The organism is Vagococcus fluvialis (assembly GCF_003337315.1).
Taxonomy (GTDB): Bacteria; Bacillota; Bacilli; order Lactobacillales; family Vagococcaceae; genus Vagococcus; species Vagococcus fluvialis.
Genome location: NZ_QPJV01000001.1, coordinates 201,284 through 221,460 on the forward strand (window position 1 = coordinate 201,284; position 20,177 = coordinate 221,460).

The 20,177-nt window shown below is 31.5% G+C and carries 20 protein-coding genes; 2 read left to right on the top strand and 18 right to left on the bottom strand.

The features are described 5' to 3' along the window. Positions 1 to 16 precede the first annotated feature (16 nt). Entirely contained in the window at positions 17 to 1,513 is a 1,497-nt protein-coding gene (locus DFR54_RS00960) for an ABC transporter permease (protein WP_114288521.1), read from the bottom strand. A 175-nt stretch (positions 1,514 to 1,688) separates the two neighbouring features. On the opposite strand from DFR54_RS00960, the gene fabI reads away from it, so the two are divergent. Further along, positions 1,689 to 2,447 carry an enoyl-ACP reductase FabI gene (gene fabI, locus DFR54_RS00965; RefSeq protein WP_086342992.1) on the top strand — a complete coding sequence of 253 codons (759 nt, stop codon included), beginning with the start codon at positions 1,689 to 1,691 and terminating at the stop codon, positions 2,445 to 2,447. A gap of 66 nt (positions 2,448 to 2,513) precedes the next feature. Here fabI and nagE read toward each other — a convergent pair whose 3' ends face one another. The 6 genes from nagE to DFR54_RS00990 all read right to left on the bottom strand — a co-directional run bounded on the left by nagE (position 2,514) and on the right by DFR54_RS00990 (position 8,242). Beyond that, entirely contained in the window at positions 2,514 to 4,445 is a 1,932-nt protein-coding gene (nagE, locus tag DFR54_RS00970; protein WP_114288522.1) for an N-acetylglucosamine-specific PTS transporter subunit IIBC, read from the bottom strand. 3 nt (positions 4,446 to 4,448) lie between these two features. Beyond that, the gene (locus DFR54_RS00975) at positions 4,449 to 5,303 is read right to left on the bottom strand and encodes a PRD domain-containing protein (protein WP_114288523.1); all 855 of its coding nucleotides are present in this window, start codon (positions 5,301 to 5,303) and stop codon (positions 4,449 to 4,451) included. A gap of 248 nt (positions 5,304 to 5,551) precedes the next feature. Then, positions 5,552 to 6,346, bottom strand: coding sequence for a S66 family peptidase (locus DFR54_RS00980; protein ID WP_311980259.1), 795 nt, complete (start codon positions 6,344 to 6,346; stop codon positions 5,552 to 5,554). A gap of 8 nt (positions 6,347 to 6,354) precedes the next feature. Next, a complete protein-coding gene (locus DFR54_RS13265; protein WP_207027609.1) occupies positions 6,355 to 6,579 on the bottom strand; it encodes a hypothetical protein in 225 nt (74 codons plus the stop codon). Between the two features lie 11 nt (positions 6,580 to 6,590). Then, positions 6,591 to 7,742, bottom strand: coding sequence for an aminotransferase class I/II-fold pyridoxal phosphate-dependent enzyme (locus DFR54_RS00985; RefSeq protein WP_114288524.1), 1,152 nt, complete (start codon positions 7,740 to 7,742; stop codon positions 6,591 to 6,593). After that, on the bottom strand, positions 7,739 to 8,242 hold the full coding sequence (locus DFR54_RS00990; protein WP_086342978.1) for an Lrp/AsnC family transcriptional regulator: 504 nt from the start codon (positions 8,240 to 8,242) through the stop codon (positions 7,739 to 7,741). Before DFR54_RS00990 ends, DFR54_RS00985 begins: the two co-directional genes overlap by 4 nt. Positions 8,243 to 8,402: 160 nt before the next feature. Here DFR54_RS00990 and DFR54_RS00995 point away from each other — a divergent pair, with 160 nt between their 5' ends. Further along, a complete protein-coding gene (locus DFR54_RS00995) occupies positions 8,403 to 9,773 on the top strand; it encodes an aminotransferase-like domain-containing protein (RefSeq protein ID WP_170126896.1) in 1,371 nt (456 codons plus the stop codon). 75 nt (positions 9,774 to 9,848) lie between these two features. On the opposite strand, the gene DFR54_RS01000 is transcribed toward DFR54_RS00995, so the two are convergent. The 11 genes from DFR54_RS01000 to rplS form a co-directional block, all read right to left on the bottom strand. After that, a complete protein-coding gene (locus tag DFR54_RS01000; protein ID WP_114288526.1) occupies positions 9,849 to 10,316 on the bottom strand; it encodes a hypothetical protein in 468 nt (155 codons plus the stop codon). Positions 10,317 to 10,403: 87 nt separating this feature from the next. Beyond that, positions 10,404 to 10,709: a DUF1801 domain-containing protein gene (locus tag DFR54_RS01005; protein ID WP_126808990.1), complete on the bottom strand. Its 306-nt coding sequence runs from the start codon at positions 10,707 to 10,709 to the stop codon at positions 10,404 to 10,406. A gap of 89 nt (positions 10,710 to 10,798) precedes the next feature. After that, the gene (locus DFR54_RS01010; RefSeq protein WP_114288528.1) at positions 10,799 to 11,233 is read right to left on the bottom strand and encodes a GNAT family N-acetyltransferase; all 435 of its coding nucleotides are present in this window, start codon (positions 11,231 to 11,233) and stop codon (positions 10,799 to 10,801) included. Positions 11,234 to 11,256: 23 nt separating this feature from the next. Further along, positions 11,257 to 12,258, bottom strand: coding sequence for an adenosylmethionine decarboxylase (speD, locus tag DFR54_RS01015; RefSeq protein WP_114288529.1), 1,002 nt, complete (start codon positions 12,256 to 12,258; stop codon positions 11,257 to 11,259). A gap of 17 nt (positions 12,259 to 12,275) precedes the next feature. After that, complete coding sequence (locus DFR54_RS01020; RefSeq protein WP_114288530.1) at positions 12,276 to 12,581, bottom strand: helix-turn-helix domain-containing protein; 306 nt, start codon at positions 12,579 to 12,581, stop codon at positions 12,276 to 12,278. 23 nt (positions 12,582 to 12,604) lie between these two features. Next, positions 12,605 to 14,158 (bottom strand): endonuclease MutS2, encoded by a 1,554-nt coding sequence (locus tag DFR54_RS01025; RefSeq protein WP_114288531.1) that lies wholly within the window; start codon positions 14,156 to 14,158, stop codon positions 12,605 to 12,607. A gap of 464 nt (positions 14,159 to 14,622) precedes the next feature. Then, the gene (locus DFR54_RS01030; RefSeq protein ID WP_114288650.1) at positions 14,623 to 15,462 is read right to left on the bottom strand and encodes a PRD domain-containing protein; all 840 of its coding nucleotides are present in this window, start codon (positions 15,460 to 15,462) and stop codon (positions 14,623 to 14,625) included. 18 nt (positions 15,463 to 15,480) lie between these two features. Further along, positions 15,481 to 16,890 (bottom strand): glycoside hydrolase family 1 protein, encoded by a 1,410-nt coding sequence (locus tag DFR54_RS01035; RefSeq protein ID WP_114288532.1) that lies wholly within the window; start codon positions 16,888 to 16,890, stop codon positions 15,481 to 15,483. 15 nt (positions 16,891 to 16,905) lie between these two features. Beyond that, positions 16,906 to 18,759 carry a beta-glucoside-specific PTS transporter subunit IIABC gene (locus DFR54_RS01040; RefSeq protein ID WP_114288533.1) on the bottom strand — a complete coding sequence of 618 codons (1,854 nt, stop codon included), beginning with the start codon at positions 18,757 to 18,759 and terminating at the stop codon, positions 16,906 to 16,908. A gap of 402 nt (positions 18,760 to 19,161) precedes the next feature. Beyond that, positions 19,162 to 19,572 (bottom strand): Ohr family peroxiredoxin, encoded by a 411-nt coding sequence (locus DFR54_RS01045; RefSeq protein WP_114288534.1) that lies wholly within the window; start codon positions 19,570 to 19,572, stop codon positions 19,162 to 19,164. Between the two features lie 189 nt (positions 19,573 to 19,761). Further along, the gene (rplS, locus tag DFR54_RS01050) at positions 19,762 to 20,109 is read right to left on the bottom strand and encodes a 50S ribosomal protein L19 (protein ID WP_114288535.1); all 348 of its coding nucleotides are present in this window, start codon (positions 20,107 to 20,109) and stop codon (positions 19,762 to 19,764) included. Positions 20,110 to 20,177: the final 68 nt, after the last annotated feature.

A 20,177-nucleotide genomic window follows, 5' to 3' on the forward strand; every position in this document is an offset into this window, starting at 1 on the left:
ATTAGCTTCCTTCTTTCTATAACATTATTTTTTTAGGATTAAGTCGCATTAAGTAGCCCATAGGCACAATAGTTGCCCCTAGAATTGTTCCGATTCCTAAAGAGAAAAATGTCATTAAGTAACTTGGTGTTAAATTAACCTTATAAGCTTCTGAAACATCTTCTTCTGTTACTTTAGTTTTTTCTCCTGGGTCACTTAAAAACATTGTTCCCATTTCATTTGACTCTTTCTCCATTTGCGCCTCTATTTGGCTTTGAACCATTGAGTTTGACAAACTACTTGCCAACATATTCCCACTAAAAACAGATAACCCCAAAGCTAAAATAGCTATAGTAATTACTTCGAAAATAATTTGTCCGATAACACGTGCTCTTTTTTCACCTAAGGACAGATAAACACCAAATTCATGTTTTCTATCACGTAGAAACAGCAAAACAACTAGACTTACAATTAATAAAGAAGCACCTATTGCAGCAATCAACACATAAGTTGATAATTTTTCCATTGATTTTATTGGAGCGGCAATCGAATCGTATTCGTCTGTAGAACTATTTAACTTATACGGACTTGGGATTAATTTTTCTATTTCACTTTTGAAAGAGTCACTCATTTCAGGATTTTTTAATATATAAACTGGACTATACATTTCATCTTGGTTACCTTGCATTTCTTCAGGTAATATTTTTGAGAACTCTGTATTTTGAAAATCAGTTTCACCTTTAGCAACTAGATTGGGGACATACATGGTATTTTGATACATGGTATTAAAGAAATCCATTTGCATATTGCCATCTTCATCTTTTTCTCCTTCTTTTGGCTCAACATTTGTAGGTTCAAAGATTCCAATAACTTCTAATACTAAATCTCTTGACGTGTTTGGTTCACTATTTTCTGAATAGCCACTAGAATAATCGTAAATTTCATTAGGTAAAACTATTTTATCTCCAACTTTAAGATTGTTTTCATCTGCTACTTTTTTAGAAATTATTGTTACTTTATTTCCTTTTTCAATCTCTTCATTAGTAAATACTCGGCCATCAATCAATTGTGCTTTTTTTTCATTAAAATCAAGTACTTCATTATATTGAACACCTTTTAACGTAAAATCTGAACCGCCACTGCCACCACCTGCAACTGAGCTCATTACAGCATTTCCTTCTTTTTCAGATACAAAGGGTTTTAGATCTCCTTTTCCCATCATGACTGACAAATTATAATCGTAATATTTAACATATTCAGAATTTCCAATTTTATTAATAAGTTCAGTATCTAATCCTTTTACTCGATACTTATCATCTTTTTGAAATTCTTTTTCTACTTTTTTAAAATCTAAATCGATTGTTGCTTTACTTCCTAGTTGATGCTTAATCACTTTTTCTACATTACTACTTGCCTGTCTAATTGAAACAGCTCCTGCCATAACATTTCCTAAAATAAAAATAACCGTAAATAAAATGATTGCTTTGCCTTTTCTTCTAGTGAGACTTAGCCAGCCTCTTTTAATAAAATTCATGAGTTTGTTCCTCCTAATTACTTGATATGAGTAATCTACCAATCCAATATGAAGTTAATGTAAAGCTAACGTAAGCACTAAATGAAAAAATAGTTTGATATTCAAACTATTTCTCTGTTAATTTTCACAAAAAAAATATATAATAGATTTAGTCATAATTTAGGAGAGTGATATAGTGAATACATTATTAAAAGGTAAAAAAATTGTTTTAATGGGTGTTGTCAATAAATCAAGTATTGCATGGGGATGTGCCCTAGCACTTAAAAAATGTGGAGCAGAAGTTATCTACACATATCAAAATGATCGTGTCAAAAAACAATTAGATCGATTAATCGACGAAAATGATGCCACAGTAGAATGTGACGTTGCCGCTGATGATAATATAGAAAAAGCATTTATTGAAATCAAAGAACGATTTGGTAACATTGATGGCGTTATCCACTCAATTGCTTTTGCACCAAAAGAAGCACTTGAAGGAGATATTACAGATGCCCCTCGCGAAAGTTTTAGTATTGCTCATGAAATTAGCTCATTTTCATTAATCGCAGTAGCTCGTGAAGCTCGTAAAATTTTAAATCCAGGAAGTAGCATTACAACTTTAACTTATATTGGCTCAAGTCGTGCCGTTAGCAATTATAATATTATGGGATTAGCAAAAGCTTCATTAGAAGCTTCAGTTCGTTATTTAGCACATGATTTAGCTGAGCAAGATATTCGTGTGAATGCTGTTTCTTCAGGTGCTATTAAAACACTTGCTTCATCTGGGATTAAAGGGTTCCGTGAACTTCTAGATGATGCTGCAACTAGAACACCTGCTGGTAAACAAGTAACGATTGAAGAAGTTGGTAACACAGTTGCCTTCTTAATGAGTGATTTATCAACTGGTATTACTGGTGATTTAATTTATGTAGATAAAGGAACACACTTATCATAATGAAAACAGAGGTTGTCGCAGCAAATCAAAAAGAGGTCGACTTTTAGTCAACCTCTTTTCTTTTAACTATTTTGTTTTAACTTGACCTATCAAATCATTAGCATTCACATTTGATTGCATATTAAGAGACATGTCAGCTACTTTATCTTGATTTGTGAAGACAACAATAACATCACTTTGTTTATTGGCTCCTTCTAAAGCTTTTAAATCAACGTGACAAAGTTTTGTTCCTTTAGAAACTTTATCCCCTTCATTGACAAATACTTCAAAAGGTTCACCTTTTAAGTTAACTGTATCAATACCAACATGAACTAAGACTTCAAGCCCATGAACAGTTTTAATACCATAAGCATGTTTTGTTGGGAAGATACTTGTTACAACACCATCAACTGGTGAATAAATATCACCAGTTTCAGGAATTATTGCAAAACCATCACCCATCATTTTTGCTGAGAATACATCATCTGATACTTCTGTAATCGGAATAATTTTCCCAGTTGCTACTGCATAAATTGTATTTTCTTTGTTATCACTTGCAGTTAATCCACCAGCTTGATGAATTTTACTTAATTCATCTGCCACAAATTGAACTTCAGTTCCAACAATAATTTGAATATTCTTACCATCAATTACTTTAACGCCTGGAACTCCCGTTGCTTTAATTTTGTTTGTATCAATACGACTTGTGTCATTAACTGCTAAACGTAAACGAGTTGTACAATTATCAACAGTTTGTAAGTTGGCTGCACCACCTAAGTTTTCATATAACTTAGCTGCTAACACTGCAAATTTATCAGAGCCACTACCTGAAACATCAGCTACATCTTCAAGACTAACTTCTTCACGTCCTGGTGTCATTAAATTAAATTTCTTAATCACAAACATAAACGTTACATAATAAACAACTGCCATTACTAAACCAAATAATAATAACATGTATGGTTTGTTAGCGATTGGCACACGTAAACTTAAAATAAAATCAATAAATCCTGCACTAAAGTTAAATCCTGCTGTCCAATGGAATGTTGCTGCAACAAACATTGAAATACCTGTTAAAGCTGCATGAACAACATATAATGGCCAAGCCACAAACATAAATGAAAATTCTAAAGGTTCTGTTACACCTGTAAAAAATGAAGCGAAAGCTGCAGCCATCATTAATGAAGCTGTTGCTTTTTTATTTTCAGGACGAGCACATTGATAAATTGCTAAAGCTCCTGCTGGTAAACCAAACATCATTACTGGGAAGAAACCAGCTTGATACATACCAGTTACACCTTTAACACCCTCACTTGCCCAGAATTTACCAATATCATCAATTCCAGCAATATTAAACCAAAATACGTTATTTAGTGCGTGGTGTAAACCTGTAGGAATTAATAAACGGTTAAAGAATCCGTAAAGACCAGCTCCAAGTGCACCTAAACCAGAAATACTTTCGCCAAATGCTACTAAAGCATTATAAACTGGAGGCCACACAAAGATTAAACCTGCTGATACAACAAGCATAACTGCCGCTGTTACAATCGGAACTGAACGTTTACCACTAAAGAATGACAACGCCATTGGTAATTTTACATTGTTAAAACGGTTATACATCTCAGCAGCAATTAAACCTGCTAAAATACCGATAAATACGTTTTTGTTATTAATTGCTTGGAAAGCAATATTAACATTTTCAACATCAACTTTTGTAAACATCGCTACTGTAGCTGGTGCTAATAATTGCATTGGTACTAAAAAGGCAATCAAACCTGCTAAAGCTGATGAACCATCTTTGTCTTTTGACATCCCTAAAGCTAAACCAACTGCAAATAAAATACCTAAATTATCTAAAATAGTTGCTCCTGCTTTAATTAAGAAGGCTGCAAAAATACTATTTCCGCCCCATCCACTTGGGTCGATCCAGTAACCAATTCCCATAAACAAAGCCGCTACTGGTAATGTTGCTACTGGCAACATTAAAGAGCGTCCCATTCTTTGCATATATGCTTTCATGTGTTATTCTCCCTTTTCCATATGCTCCGAAGCTAATCTTAATCTTTCAATGTGAATGGCCAAATAACCTAGCTCTTCACCTGTAATAGACAATTGATAAGTCTTCATCAGCAAAACTCTAATTTTTTTAGCAATGTTATAACTCTCAGGATATTTTCCTTTTACCATTTCAAGAATTTCTTCATCAAGTACTGCATATTGATTACTCTCAAAACGATGAAGTAATAATCTTAAATGATTAGCTAATCTTGAATAGTTTAATAACATCTCTTTTGAGTGAATATTCACTCCCAGTTCATTCTCGATTAATTGAATGATGGCTGAGACAATTGTAACTTCACGAATACTTTTATTATTATTCGAATGACCACTTCTCGAACTATGAATATGAATCGCAATATATCCAGCTTCATCATAGGTATAAGGTACATTAAGAGAATTATTCAAATACTCTACCGCCCACTGAGCAATGGCAAATTCCTCATTGTACAAGACCTCAATTTCTCTAAGTAATTTATTTCTTATTAAAATTCCATTTGAAATGTTTTCAGCAGAAAAAGATAAATGATCTGATAAAGCTATTAATAGGTGATCACTTAATTTTTCCATTAGGACTGTTTCTGCATAATCAATTATTTCCTCAGCTGCGAAAAAGAATTTTTCTTCTATTTGACTTAGCAAAGTTTGCAATTTTTGTTGCCCTTCTGCTTCCATTACAAATAAACGCTCAACTTGTTTTTGAAAAATTAAATCATTTTTCTTCTTGTTAAAACCAATACCTTTTCCAACAGCTACTTTTTCTTGTTCTTCGTCAAGAACTAGAACAGCATTTTGATTTAATACTTTTATAATTTTCATAACGACTCCTCTTCTTAAGAAGGGTTTCATGCTTTAAACAACAAAAAAGCATGGAACAATCTTAATAGGATGCACTTATCCCACCAAAATTCTTCCATGCCTAGTATTATCTAGTCACATGAAACTATTATTAATAATAAATTCATCTTAACCACATAAGTTAAAATTGTCAACCTTATAAAAAACATTTTTTATTTAATGGTCTTTTATAAAACTATTAAAACCTAATAAATCAATATTTTAATCTATTAATTTTTTGTTGCTTTTTCTAATATTTTTAGTGTTTTATTTTCTAAATCCATTTCTGCCAGTACTCCTAAAGGTAATGTCCATTTAGGTTCTGTATGACCAAAACTAGCACTATAAAATACTGGTAAATTCTTCAAATTAAACTCTTTTAATACTTTTAAAATCACTTCTTGATACTCGTCAAAGTACTTATTATCCATTGGTTTACCAAAGACAATCCCATTTATTAATTGTAAATTCCCCATAACACCCATGGTTCTAAGTTCTATTTCAACAAAACTTGGTTCAGGTGTTAATTCCGAAGTTTCTAATAAAAGGATGGCTTCTTGAAATAATTCTTTTTTTGGATATAGTTCTGTACCTCTTAGCATTGATAAAACCTCTAAACAACCACCCATTAGTTTTCCTGAAATCTTTTGACTACCTTGAAGCACAATAAGTTCCTCATTGACTTGTAATTTTCTGCGTTTATCTTTATTCGAAAAATCCCAGGCTAAAAATTCACTAGTCCATTCTTTTCTATGAGGATATGTATAATTGGCATTATTTTTTATTAGTACTTCCTCAAAAACTTCGCGAGTAAAATCAAAAACACCACCATTTTCAGCAAAATCAGTTAAAATTGCTGGTCCATAAAACGAAACAACTCCTGCCTGTTGAAACATCTGGTGAACAGAGGTAGCATCTGAATAACCAATAAAGATTTTCGGGTTATTCTTAATCACTTCTAAATCAACGAACTCAAATAAACGATAACTCTCAATGCCTCCAATAGTCGCAATAATCCCTTTAATCCTTTTGTCTAGTAAAGCTTGATGTAAATCATCAGCGCTTTTTTAGGGTTATGATAAACAATATCTGAACCAGCCAATGTCAAAGGATATTCGACAACTTTAAAGCCTATCTCTTCTAATTGTTTTTTTCCTTGTTCGTAACGCCATAAAATATCTTTATCTCCCGCCATGCCACTTGAAAGAGATAGTGCCGCTATTCTATCGCCTTTTTTCAAAGAATTAGGTTTTATCATTTATAAACCTCCTACTTATTTAAAAATTTATCTAATCGATCTAATGCTTTTTCCAAATCATTAATAGAGTAGGCATAGGAACAACGAATGAACCCTTCTCCACTAACTCCAAAAGCACTTCCAGGTACTACAGCCAATCTATTTCCCATTAGTAATTCCTCACAAAAAACTTCTGATGTTTTTCCAGTTGATTTAATAGAAGGAAAAGCATAAAAAGCCCCTTCTGGTTTTTGACACATAAGACCTAATTCATTTAGAGATTTAACTAAGTAATCTCGACGTTGCATGTATTTTTCTTTCATAAATTCTACATAAGGTTGAGTGTTTTTTAGCGCTTCAATAGCTGCATACTGAGCAATAGTTGGAGCACTCATCATCGTATACTGCTGAATTTTAATCATTACTTCTAAAAATTCTTTAGGGGCACAGACATAACCTAGTCGCCAACCTGTCATTGAGAATCCTTTAGAAAAGCCTGAAATAACTATGCTCCTGTTTTTCATATTTTCCAGGCCTGCTAAAGAAATAAAATCCCCCTCATAAACTAATTCTGAATAAATTTCATCTAGGATTGCCACTAAATCATGAGTTTCAATTATATTTGCTAATGACTGTAACTCTTCCTTATTTAACGTCACTCCTGTTGGGTTATTAGGTGTACAAATTAAAATAGCTTTCGTTTTATCTGTAATAGCTTTCTCAAGAGCTACTAAATTAATTCTTAAGGTTTCTTTATCAGCTGGAACAACCACTGCTTTTCCACCAGCTAACTCGATCAGAGGTTTATACGCCACATAAGTTGGTTCAATGATAATAACTTCGTCCTCAAAATTAACAATACTTCGTAAAGCAATATCTAAAGCGTGACTTGAACCTGCTGTAACAATTATTTCAGATTCTGGTTGATATAAAACATTATTTTTTTGAAGTAAGTAACCTGATAATAATTCTCTTAGCTCAAGTAGCCCAGCATTTGGTGTATAAGAAGTAGCTCCTGCCCTTAATTTTGAGATTGCTTCATCACGAACACTTTGAGCTGTTTTAAAATCAGGTTCTCCTACACCTAGTGAAACGACATCATCCATCTCATTTGCTAAAGAAAAAAAGCGCCTAATACCTGATGATTCAATATTTTTTCCTATGTCAGATAATTGATCTCTCATAAAGTCACCTTCACTAAACGTTGATCTTTCTTTCCGTCAACTAAAATATTACGATCATGTTTATATTTCTTCATAATAAAATTAGTTGCTGTTTCTTGAATAGAATCCAAGCTAGCTAATTGACCTGACACAAATTTCGAAATATCATTCATTGATTTGCCTTTAACAACTAAAGATAGGTCATAAGTTCCTGAAATTAAGTAGACTGAATCAACTTCTTCGTACTCACTAATTCGTTGAGCAAGCTCATCAAATCCAAACCCATTTTTAGGCGTAACTTTCAAGTCAATACGCGCCATTACCCGTTCTTCATTATCAATTTTATCCCAATCAATTGTAAAACTGCCTTTAAACAAAACCTCTTTTTCTATCAAACCATTCATCATTTCCATTATAGTTTCAACTGATTTATTTGTAATTTTCGAAATTGCTTCAACTGAAATACCATAATTTGTTTCCAATAAATTTAAGACTTCTAATTCTAATGTAGATAATTTCATATAAAACTTCCTCTCATTTTTCATTATAGATACAGATATCATCTGTACCCTTTTTTTAGGTAAGTTATACTGTACAGATAAGATGATAATAGCTATAATACGGTTACTTGTAAATTCTTTTTTTAGCACTCTGTACCCATACAGAAAAATGGAGGTTCTTATGTTATACAAACAAATTGCTGAGCAACTAAAAAAATACATCCTAAACGAAAATTTAAAACCAGGTGATAAACTCCCTTCGATTCGTAACCTGACTAATCATTTCGAATGCAGTAAAAACACCATTATTTCTGCTTTAAAAAATTTAGAGGAAACTGGACTGATTTATGCTATACAAAAACAAGGTTACTTTGTTACTCAAGGTCCAGACATTGAAAATGAAAAGACTATTACTTTTGATTTTTTATCAGCTGAACCCAATATAGAAACACTCAATACTAAAAACCTACTTAGCTGTAGTGAAAAAATTAGTCATGATTTAAAAAATGTTCTACTTCCTTATGGTTCTCAAAACGGACTAGACAAACTAAGAGAACAGTTAGTTCCATATTTTCAAAATAACCAAGTCTTTACTAATAAAGAAAATATTGTTATTACAACTGGTTCGCAACAAAGTATTGATATTTTATTTAATATGCCCTTTTCCAATAAAAAAGAAAATATATTAATAGAACAACCAACTTACTTAGGTGCTCTTAATTCTGCAAAACTATCTGGAAAAGATGTATTAGGTATTACTATAAAAAACGGTGAAATTGATTTGAATCAATTAGAGTATATGTTTAAAAATAACAACATCAAACTTTTTTATACAGTCCCTAGATTTCACAATCCTCTTGGGTCTTCTTATTCAATAGAAACAAAAAAAAGAATTGTTGAGCTTGCTTATAAGTATGATGTTTATATTTTAGAGGATGATTATTTAGGCGAACTAGATTTAAATCCGAAAGCAGACCCTCTTTTTTCCTACGATACACATGACAAAGTCATTTATTTAAAAAGTTTTTCTAAGATTTTTCTACCTGGTTTAAGAATTGGGGCTGTCTGTTTGCCAAAATCATTACATGCTACTTTTATTTCATTTAAATTTGCAAGAGACATAGCAACGCCTGTCTTTTCTCAAGAAATTTTAGCTACATATATAGAAAATGGAATGTTTGAAAACCATATAAAACAAATTAAACCTTATTATGCCGAAAAAATGACTTATACTTTAAAATGTTGTAAAGAACTTTTACCACAAGGGATTACATTTACTACTCCAGAGACAGGCTTTTATTTTTCAATTAAATTACCTGACTACATCTCCTCAAGTGATTTAAAAACTACGCTTAAGTTAAAAAATGTTCTCGTTGAAGATGTCTCTAATATGTATTTATTCCATGACAAATCTACAGAGATAATTCGTTTAAGCATTGCTAAAATTAAACAAAAAGATATCTACCAAGGTATCTCTATTATTGCCAATGAAATCAGAAATCTAACTGAACAGAAAAAATCAGTCTTTAAAAACTGGGAGTTTTATTTATAACAAAAAAGCCTCTAAAAAAGAGGCTTTTTTGTTTATTACATATTAATGAACCCAATGTAATTTTTTCCTATACTATTATGATACTTTTTCATTTGAATTTATTTTTTTTATCCAACAATTACTAAGTTCATCCATAAATAATATTTCATTTATTAATAAATTATGTTCTAAATAGTCTATAATAACTTCCTTTTCTAAGGTATAGTCTAATACAACTACTAGACAATGTTTTTCAGTATCTTTTTTATACTCAATTAAATATGTTTTCCCATCAATCCAGTGCTCATCAATTTTATTACTATTTTCCCAAAACTCAGTTGGTCTATCAGGGTTTACAAAACATAAGCACTTCTCAGTTTTAGCCAATTGTAGAGACTTAATACTAATGATTGATTTTTTGAAATATTCTTTTATATCGCACTCTTTCTCTCCAGACGAATAAATAATTTCTCTCGAAAAATTATGTTCGTCCATCACTGTCGAAAAATATACTTTTTGTTTGTTAACGCTATATGGTATTATTCTAGTTTTTTCTTTAATCATTTCTATCACCTAATTCTGTATTCTATATATTATATCGGCTATTTAGGTAATAGTTTAAACAAATAAAAAAAGAGTAGACAAAAATGTCTACTTTTTTCGGTAAGTTAATGCCATTTGAATACAGATTTCTAACTCATTAATTGGTAATTCTTCGTGGTTTTTTAAAAGAATAGCTCTAGTTTTTGAAAATTCTAATGAGTCTGTAAACATCTCTCTCCATTGTTCTACTAAAGTTGTTTGGCAATGGACGAAAAAAGCTACATGATTCTCATCAAAGCGAGCAATTCTAATAGATGTTCCTATAGTTGAAGAAAGAGATAATTGCCCCCATTTTCTTTCAGCTTTAATCACTACAGAGAGTTTTTCTGCTACTCTTTCTATCAAATTGCTCATTTCTTGGAGTTTTTCTTTCTCGATATCGGTTTAAGTTGGATAATAATCCTCAATTTTAACAGTCATTCCACTCTTCCTTTCCGTATTATTTAAAAATAATATTCTAAAACAAGCTCATCATCAATCATTCGACCTGTATGTTTAAATCCAAGTGATACATATAGTTTTTCTGCTACAACGTTTTCTGGTTCAAAGCTTAATAATAGTTTTTGAGGTTGATATGTCTCATTTATTAGTATTAAAATTTGTTCCATAGCTTGTTTACCATAGCCACGTTTTTGGAATTTTTCATCAATTAGTAAACGACTAATCCAATATTCATTATCTTCAGGATCAAGACCATACATAATGAAACCTACCATTGTATCTTGGTCGTAAATAGCTAAGGGAGTATTCTCTGTAAAAATTTTAGCTTCTGCTAAAGAGAATGTTGTTGACGCGACAAAATCTTCCTTTTCTTCAGCCACTTCTAAGAACAAACACTCATCAAAATTTTCTCTCGTAATTTCTCTAAACTCAATCATTCATCTTACTCCTATTCTATAATTTAACTAACACGATATATTTTCTTTAATTCACAACGTTTCGAACCAAAAATATTTTGTAGTTCTTCCATAAATTTTGATTCATCAACTGTTTCCTCACAAATAAACAAATCAACTGCTGCATAATTGTGTTCTGGCCATGTGTGAATAGTAAAATGTGATTCTTTTAATACCATAACGCCACTCACTCCGTAGGGTTTAAATTGATGAAATTTTTCTTCTACAACATTTAGGTTGAATAGTTGTGACATGTGGTTCATTTTATCCCTCACATTATCAACACTTGTTAGTACTTCACTATTACATTCTTTTAAATCATATAAACTATGAAATCCTAGACGTTTACTTGTCTTATTTTTCTTTAAGCTTTTGGTATAAATATTTTCTGATGACTTCATGGTTTCGGTCATTTCACTTTTTTGTAAGACATACAAATTGCTAACATTCCCAATAATTGAACCACCTAAATAAGTATTAAAATTAGGTGTAATTTCAATAAAGTTAAGTCCTTTTAAGTTAATTTCCTTTTGTAAAAAACTTTGGATTTCTGGTGTTTTATGATTAAAAGAGACATACATCTTGCCATACTTACTTAGTAATTTCTCACCAAAATCTATAAAAGTTAATATTCCGTCTGGTGTGTAGGGTGGATCTGTAAACACAACATCAACTTTAATCAAGTCTGTTGTTTTTTCATTTCTAAAATCTTTTTTTACACATCTAATTGGTACTTCTTTTGACTGCTTTTCTTCAATAAAAGCTAATAGCTCAGTATCAATATCATAGACAGTTAAAAAATCTGTATTCTTGAAACCTATTTTTTCTAACGTCACTGATAAAAACAAGGAAACTAAATCATCATCCCCAACAAAAGCTATTTTTTTAGAAAATATCAATGGATCCACTAACATCATCTCTACTCGTTTTATGACAGTTTCCATAGTTGCATGGACTTGATCGAGTTCTCTTTTAACAGCTGGTCTTTCTTCAAAAATTTGTTTCAATGAGTCAGCTACTTGTTCTAAAAATTTAAGTCTTTCAAAATAGTTTTATACATTTCTTTATCTAATTGCTTATAATTCAATTGTGAGTCAACAAAAGCCTGCCCTTTTTCTGTTAGAAAGTAAAAACTTTCTCGTTTCATCCAGCCATTTTTTACCAGTTCTTTTTTAAAAGCTGTGGCAATTGGAACTGGAACTGACATTTTTTTTGCCAGCTCCTTAGTTGCAATTGTTTTATATAAATAGCTATAAACTAAGCCAATTTCTAAACATTCTATTGATTGGTTTATTCCTATGTCATTTTTTATTTTTTCTAATACATTCAAAACATTTTTCCGCCTTTCTTCTGTTAGCTAATAAATTTTTGTAAAGAGGTTTTAGTTAAATGGAAAGTTGCTCTTTCTAAAATATCTTCTCCAATATTCATTTTTTTAGCTAACCAAAAGCCATTACTTGCGCCCACTTCGTTCATAAGTAATTGATATAGGGGATTCAGTGTTTCTTTATCGAATGCCATTGCTGCTGTAATGAAATTTCTATCTTTAACGGCAAAGTCTTTTATTTCTCCGTAATGTGTAGATGCCAGTACAACTGCTTGTCTATTAACTAAACTCTCAAGCATCGCTGTAGCCAGTGCTGCTCCTTCAGTTGGTTCAGTCCCACTACCGATTTCGTCTACAAGAATTAATGATTTTTCATCTGCGATAGATAATATTTCTCTCATATTATTAATGTGACCTGAGAATGTACTCAATGCATTATCAAAATCTTGATAGTCACCAATATCTACTAAAATATGATCGAAAATACTAATATTGCTTGTTGAATCTGCTGGAATATATAGACCTATCATCGTCATTAAGGTTAGTAAGCCAACTGTTTTCAAGACAACTGTTTTACCTCCAGAATTTGAGCCTGTAATAACCAATCCTCTTTCTGTTTTTCCTAATTCGATTGAAAGAGGTACAGCTGATTTACCTAACAACGGATGTTTCGCATTGATTAAATTAATATAACCAGTTTCATTTATTTTAACTTTATTTCCTTCTATTTCTTCACTGTATTTAGCTTTTGCGACAATCAGCTCTAGTGAAAAGATAATAGTCATTGTTTTTTCCATAACAACTAGCTCTTTACCAATTTCTTCGGTTAAGTTAGCTAAAATTTGGTAAACAATGGTCATTTCTTCTGCTTGAGAGATTTGTAGTTTTTGATTTAATTCTCTTGTATTATCTAATTCGATATATACTGTCGAACCCTTACCAGATTCTGATACAATCCGTCCTTTAATACTATGTTTGAACGAACTTTTAACTGGTACTGTTAAGGTTCCATTTCTATCAACTGGCATAAACTCTTGAATTTTAGATTTGTTACTAGCATTATTGATGAATTTATGAATTCTGTCGTTAATATCTGATTTATGTTTCTGAATACTTTGTCTAGCTTTTTTCAAGTCTCTTGAAGCCTCAGAACTAACTTGGTTATGTTTGATTGAAATATTAATTGTTTCTTCAATTGATCTAAATGATTGTAGCTTACTCGCATAACCTGCTAGGGTTGGTGCTAGTTCATTGTTTTTGTTGAAAAAGTCTTTCAGTTTACGAATGGTTCTTAAAAACTCTGATACTTCTAGTAATTCTTTTGGCTCTAAAATATACCCTTTCTCTATCTTTTGAAATAGACGATCTATTTGCTCGCTTGCCATAAATGGAATACTCTGTTTTGTTTCTAGAATAGCTAAAGCTTCACCAGTTTCTTTTTGATATTCCAGAACTATTTCTAACTTGTTTTCTGGCTCTAAATTTATAATTGTTTGTTTAACTGTGTCACTAATCGCATAGTTACTAATTAGTTCTTTAATTTCATTAAACTGTGTTTGTTCTATTGCTTGTTTCTTCATTTTTTTATCTCTCTCTTTCTTAAATAAAAGAGATATCCGTATCTTTAACAAATTAACTAAAAAAATAAAAAAGCTCTGAGAAAATAATATTCCCAGAACTTGTTGTTTAATATTCTTAAATTGACTTCAAAATTAGCGACCTTAAATAAAGGTTAGAAAAAAATTAACCTTAAGTAAAATAAGTCATATTTTAAGTGCAATTTTAACAGATATCTCAAACTAAAATAATGAGTACAACAAATAAGCATACTATTCTACAGTATATTGCTAAATTCATTGTTCAATTGTTTTGTCTTAGATAGCTTTCGCACTCAAAAAGTTCACTCGTTTCCTTAATATAGTTAATTTGTTAAAAACAATATATCATCTTTATTTTTGACTGTCAAAGTTTAACATCAGATTTTAAAATTTAAAAGCAGCCAAAATCAAGTCAAAAAATGATTTTAGCTGCTTTAAATTTTAGTTTAACTAAAAATTCTAGATAAATGTAAGGTTAAATATAATAGTTCCCCTTCTGCTACATCTATTGATAATTCTTCCTCAACATAATTTCTGATTTTCAGTGCGACTTTATATTCTTTTGGGAATTTTTCTTTAACTGACTCCAAAAGAAATTCATCTGTATTTTCTAACTTCTCATTTTTAATCATTCTCATAATAAAAAATTGAATATGCGTCACAAAACGTTGATAAAATAAAGACTCTTTATCTATTTTTTTATCTGGAAAAAGATAGCCTATCATCCCTAATATGTCTTTTAACATTTTTACTGATAAAACAGTTTCTTCCATATTGCTTTGACTCTCAGAAGCATTCACAATGTGAAAAGCTATATTAGCAGCCTCTGACTCAGATAAATTAACTTGCAAATTTTTATTTAACAATTCGACTCCGTACTCACCAATTGAGTACTCTTTAGGATAGTACCTCTGTATTTCAAGTAATAGCCTATTTTGTAACTCTATTCCTTTTCTACTTCTTTCAACCGCATAATTTAAGTGATCTACTAAAGTGAAAAACAAATTTTTGTTTAATTGATTGTCATATTTTACATTGGCATAATCAACAATCTTTTTAACACTTACAATCAACTCATCAGACACATGTTCGAAAAGTGTCATGTAATCTTTTTTTAATGTATCAGATAACGTATCTAATCTAAAGATTTTTTGAACTTGATTTAGGGGAACGATATCTCCTTTTTTTAACTGAAATCCAATTCCTTTCCCCATTAGGATGACTTCTTCCCCTTCTTCATTGAGGCACAGTAGTAGACTATTGTTTAGAGATTTTATAACTTTCAATAGACTTACCATTCCTTTCTAGTTCACTCCGTTATGTTTAATCACATCTTGATACCAATAAAAACTTTCTTTTTTTATTCGTTTTAATTCTTTCAAATCTTGATCTGTTCGATCTATATAAATAAAGCCGTATCTCTTATTAAATCCTTGATGTGTACTAACAACATCTATTGCTGACCAAGGTTGGTACCCAAACACATCAACACCATCAGTTATCGCATCTTGAATAGCTTCTATATGTCTTTTTAAATAGTCAATTCTCTCGATATCATTGATACGTCCCTCTTCATCTAATTCATCTGGAGAACCATATCCATTTTCTGTAATTAATATCGGCAACTGATAACGGTCATAAAGTTTTCTTAGTGTTAACCGTAAACCTACTGGATCTACTACCCATCCGTAAGGTGTTTTGTCTACATAAGGATTATCGTAAGCACGATAAACGCCTTCTTCACCTACCATAATCTGTTGGTCCCCAGCTCTTGCGGAAACATCAGTACCATCATTTTTACTTGCAGTAATAGTGGCTGTTGAATAATAATTAATTGCTATAAAATCTGGTTTAGCAGCTTTTAAAATTAGTTCATCTTCTGGTAAACATTCTGGATACCAGTCTCTATCGTGAAGATACGTTTCAAATAAATAATTATATTTTCCTCTAACTGCGACATCTAAAAATGACCAACCTCTTAAAGTTTCCCAGTTATGAGCAGCTATGGCGTCTTCTGGATGAGCTGTACCTTGATACATAGCTGTAAGGTTAACAGCTGGTCCGATTTTTCCAGGTAATTTTAAATCTTGATATAACTTAAATACTTGAGCTTGAGCAAGTAAGAGATGGTGATTCATCTGATATAGTTCTTTTTTAGTTGGTAGATAACCACTTTCTGGAATACCAATAGCTCCTGGATGTAAAATCATGGTATTTTGTTCGTTAATAGTCAACCAATAATTAACTTTATTCCCGTATTCTTTAAATATTATTTTAACATATTCTAAAAAGAAGGTGATAGTCTCTCGATTTTTCCAACCACCTTTTTTATCTAATGAATAAGGTAAGTCAAAATGATACATCGTCACAATTGGTTCAATCTTATATTTTATACATTCATTAATTACATTATGATAAAAATCTATCCCTTTTTGATTTGGTGTTAACAAATCTTCTTTGACAATTCTTGTCCAGGCAATAGAAAAACGAAATGATTTTAACCCTAATTCAGCTAATAATTTAATATCCTCCTTATAATGATGATAAAAATCCGAAGCAACTTCAAAATTAGCAACCTCTTCTGGATGTTGATATTTATCAATAATTGAAGCTAATTTTCCATCTTTCGAACTAGCGCCTTCAGCTTGGTAAGCACTTATTGACGCTCCCCATAAAAAGTTCTTTGGAAAGTTTTTTTTAGATTTATACTGCATAATTTAGTTCTCCTTTTACTTAATCAATATAACTGGTACTGTCTTATCAACTTCACCTGTGTAAAGTTCAATTTTTTCATAATCATCACTATTAGTAACGACCAAAAGAATGGCATCTTCTAATTCTTTTTCCTTAATCAAATCAAAATTAACTGTCATTAGCTCGTCTCCAGCATAGACTTTTTGCCCTTCTTCTACCAACACCTCAAAAGGTTCTCCTTTTAGTGTGACAGTATCAATCCCCACATGAATTAAAAGTTCTACACCTTCATCAGTTCTAATACCAATAGCGTGTTTACTATCTAGTACGGTAACAATTTCACCTGTAACAGGAGAGAAAACTTTTGAGTCTTCTGCTTTAACTGCAACGCCTTTGCCAAGTAATTCTTTTGAAAAAACAGCATCATCTACTTCAGTAATCGAATAAGCGTTTCCTTTTGCTGGACTCATAATTTCTATTAATTCACTTGAAGCTGTTTTATTAGATTCTTTTTTATCATTAGTTTTTTCATTTGGTGATTCAGCGTCTTCAAATCCTAACATATAAGCAATAATAAAGGTCGCTACAAATGCGATTAGACAAGTGATAATTGCATGAACAATATTAAATGGATTTTCTCCAATAAAAGCAGGTAAAGCTGCTAATCCTGGTGATACAAAAGCATATCTGACTAGCCCACTAAGACCTGCATAAAGCCCTGCTAGAGAACCACCAATCATTGAAGCAATTAAAGGTCTTTTTAGTTTTAATGTCACCCCGTAAAGAGAAGGTTCGGTGATTCCCATTAAAGCTGTGATACCTGTTGAAATTGATAATTGACGTAATTCACTGTTTTTAGTTTTTGCTGCTACTGCAAATGTAGCTCCTGATTGAGCAATATTAGAAGCAAGCATTCCTGGCCCATTAATCATTTCTGATCCATTTTTAGTTAATTGCATAGTTGCAATAGGTGTCATGGCCCATGCTGTTCCAGTGACGACTAATAAAGGTTGTAAACCACCCATTAAGAAAGGAATTAACCAAGAAGCTTTTCCATTAATCCACTCTGCACCGTATGCTACTAAGTCATTTAATAAAGTACCAAAAGGACCAATTACTATTAAAGCCAGTGGACCAATAATTAAAAAGACTAACATTGGTTTAGTAAAAAATTTAATGAAAGATGGAGAAATTCTATCAGCAAAAGGTTCTACATAAGACATAATCCAAACGGTAAAAATAATCGGTAATACAGAACCTGCATAGTCTGCTGCTAAAACAGGAATACCTAAAAAGCTAACTGGATCTCCTGTAGAAAATAGCTGACCAATATTTGGATGTAATAAAATTCCAGCTGTTGTGATAGCAAGTATCGGGCTAACTTCAAATTTAATCGATGCACCATATGCTAATAAAATCGGCATAAAATAAAACGCACTATCTGCAATCGTATTCAAAATCAAATAGGTTTGTGATGTATCTTCTAACACATTTGTCAAAGTTAGAATAGCTAAGATTGCTTTGACCATCCCTGCTCCTGTAATAGCTGGAATCATCGGTGTAAAAGTTGTTGAGATGACACTGATAAATCTAGATACTAAAGATTCATCTGTAGTTGTTTTCCCTTCTTTATTAGACGGAGCATCTCCAATACTTTTTTTAATTTCCTTAAATGATGTCTGAACTTCATTCCCTACAATCACTTGATACTGTCCACCACTATCAACAACACTGATGATACCTGGTGTGGTTTCTAATTTAGTTGTTTCTGCTTTTGACTTATCTTTTAAGTCAAAACGTAATCTTGTTGCACAGTGAGTCAAGCTATTAACATTCTCTTTTCCTCCTACTAACTCAAGTATTTCCTGACCTAATTTCTTATAATCCATTTCCATTCTCCTTTTTAAGACGCAAAAAAAGACCAAGGCAAACCAAACGTCACAATAAAGTGTCGATATAATTTGTCTTGGTCTTGCCTGAGTCTTGTTCAGTAACACGCCAAAAGCGTATTTAGTTGTAAGCGAATACTAACATATATTTTTTTATCCTGCAAGTTTTTTAGTTATCTTAATAAAACAAAAATAATGTTTTCTATATATTTCCTTGGTAAATTAATATCAAGTTCAAAAAACTTAACATAAATTTTTTATTAACAAATTCCGCAACTTTGTTTTTTTGAAAATCTACAATAAAAACCTCGATAAAAATAATCAAGGTTTAAATTTACAGATAAAATAGAGTTATAAATCACTTAATGAACTTATCCAGAATTTTAATAACTCACTTATTATTTACTCAGCGTTTAATGTAATATTTACATTTCCTTTGATTGCTTTTGTATAAGGACAGATCGATTCAGTTTCCTTCAAATATTTCATTGTATCATCTTTTGATAGCCCATCTATTTTGCCAATTAAAGCTACTTCAAGGTGTAAACTATGTTCGTCTGGTAAATTACCTAATAAAGTTACTTCCGCTCTAATTTCTCGATTACGATCTGCTAGTCCATCACGTTTTAAAGGAAATTCTAATGCACCATTAAAGCATGCAGAAATTCCTGCTGCGAACAATTCTTCGGGGTTAGTGTAGCCTTCTTTTTTTTGACCACTTGTTTTTAAATCAAGAAAACCATTTACTGATTTACTAACACCTTCGCGACCACCACTATTAACTACAGTTGAAATTGACATCTTTTTTGACATATCCATTCCTCCTATCTATAACTCAATTCTATATAAAAGTTGTTTTATTTTCAAATATTTGAATTTTACAGATACGATATTAGCCTTTGTATTATAAGAATAGTTACCTTTCTTTTTGAACTTATTGAAATAAACAAACAAAAAACCTCTTGATTTCTCAAGAGGTTTTTACCTATTAATAACGAATTATTAACGACGGATTTCTTTAATTCTAGCTTTTTTACCTTGAAGTGCGCGTAGGTAATAAAGTTTAGCACGACGTACTTTACCATAGCGTAATACTTCGATTTGTGCAACACGTGGTGTGTGAATTGGGAATGTACGTTCAACTCCAACTCCACCAGAGATTTTACGTACTGTGTAAGTTTCGCTGATTCCAGCTCCACGGCGCTTGATTACAACACCTTCAAATAACTGGATACGCTCGCGAGTACCTTCCACAACTTTTGCGTGAACACGTACAGTATCACCAGGTCTGAAAGCTGGGATATCAGAACGTAATTGTTCGTTTGTAATTGATTCGATTAATGGATTCATTTCCACATTCTCCTTATTTCCAAAACACTCATATGAATATCACATAGCGGAATGTCGTAATAGTTGAG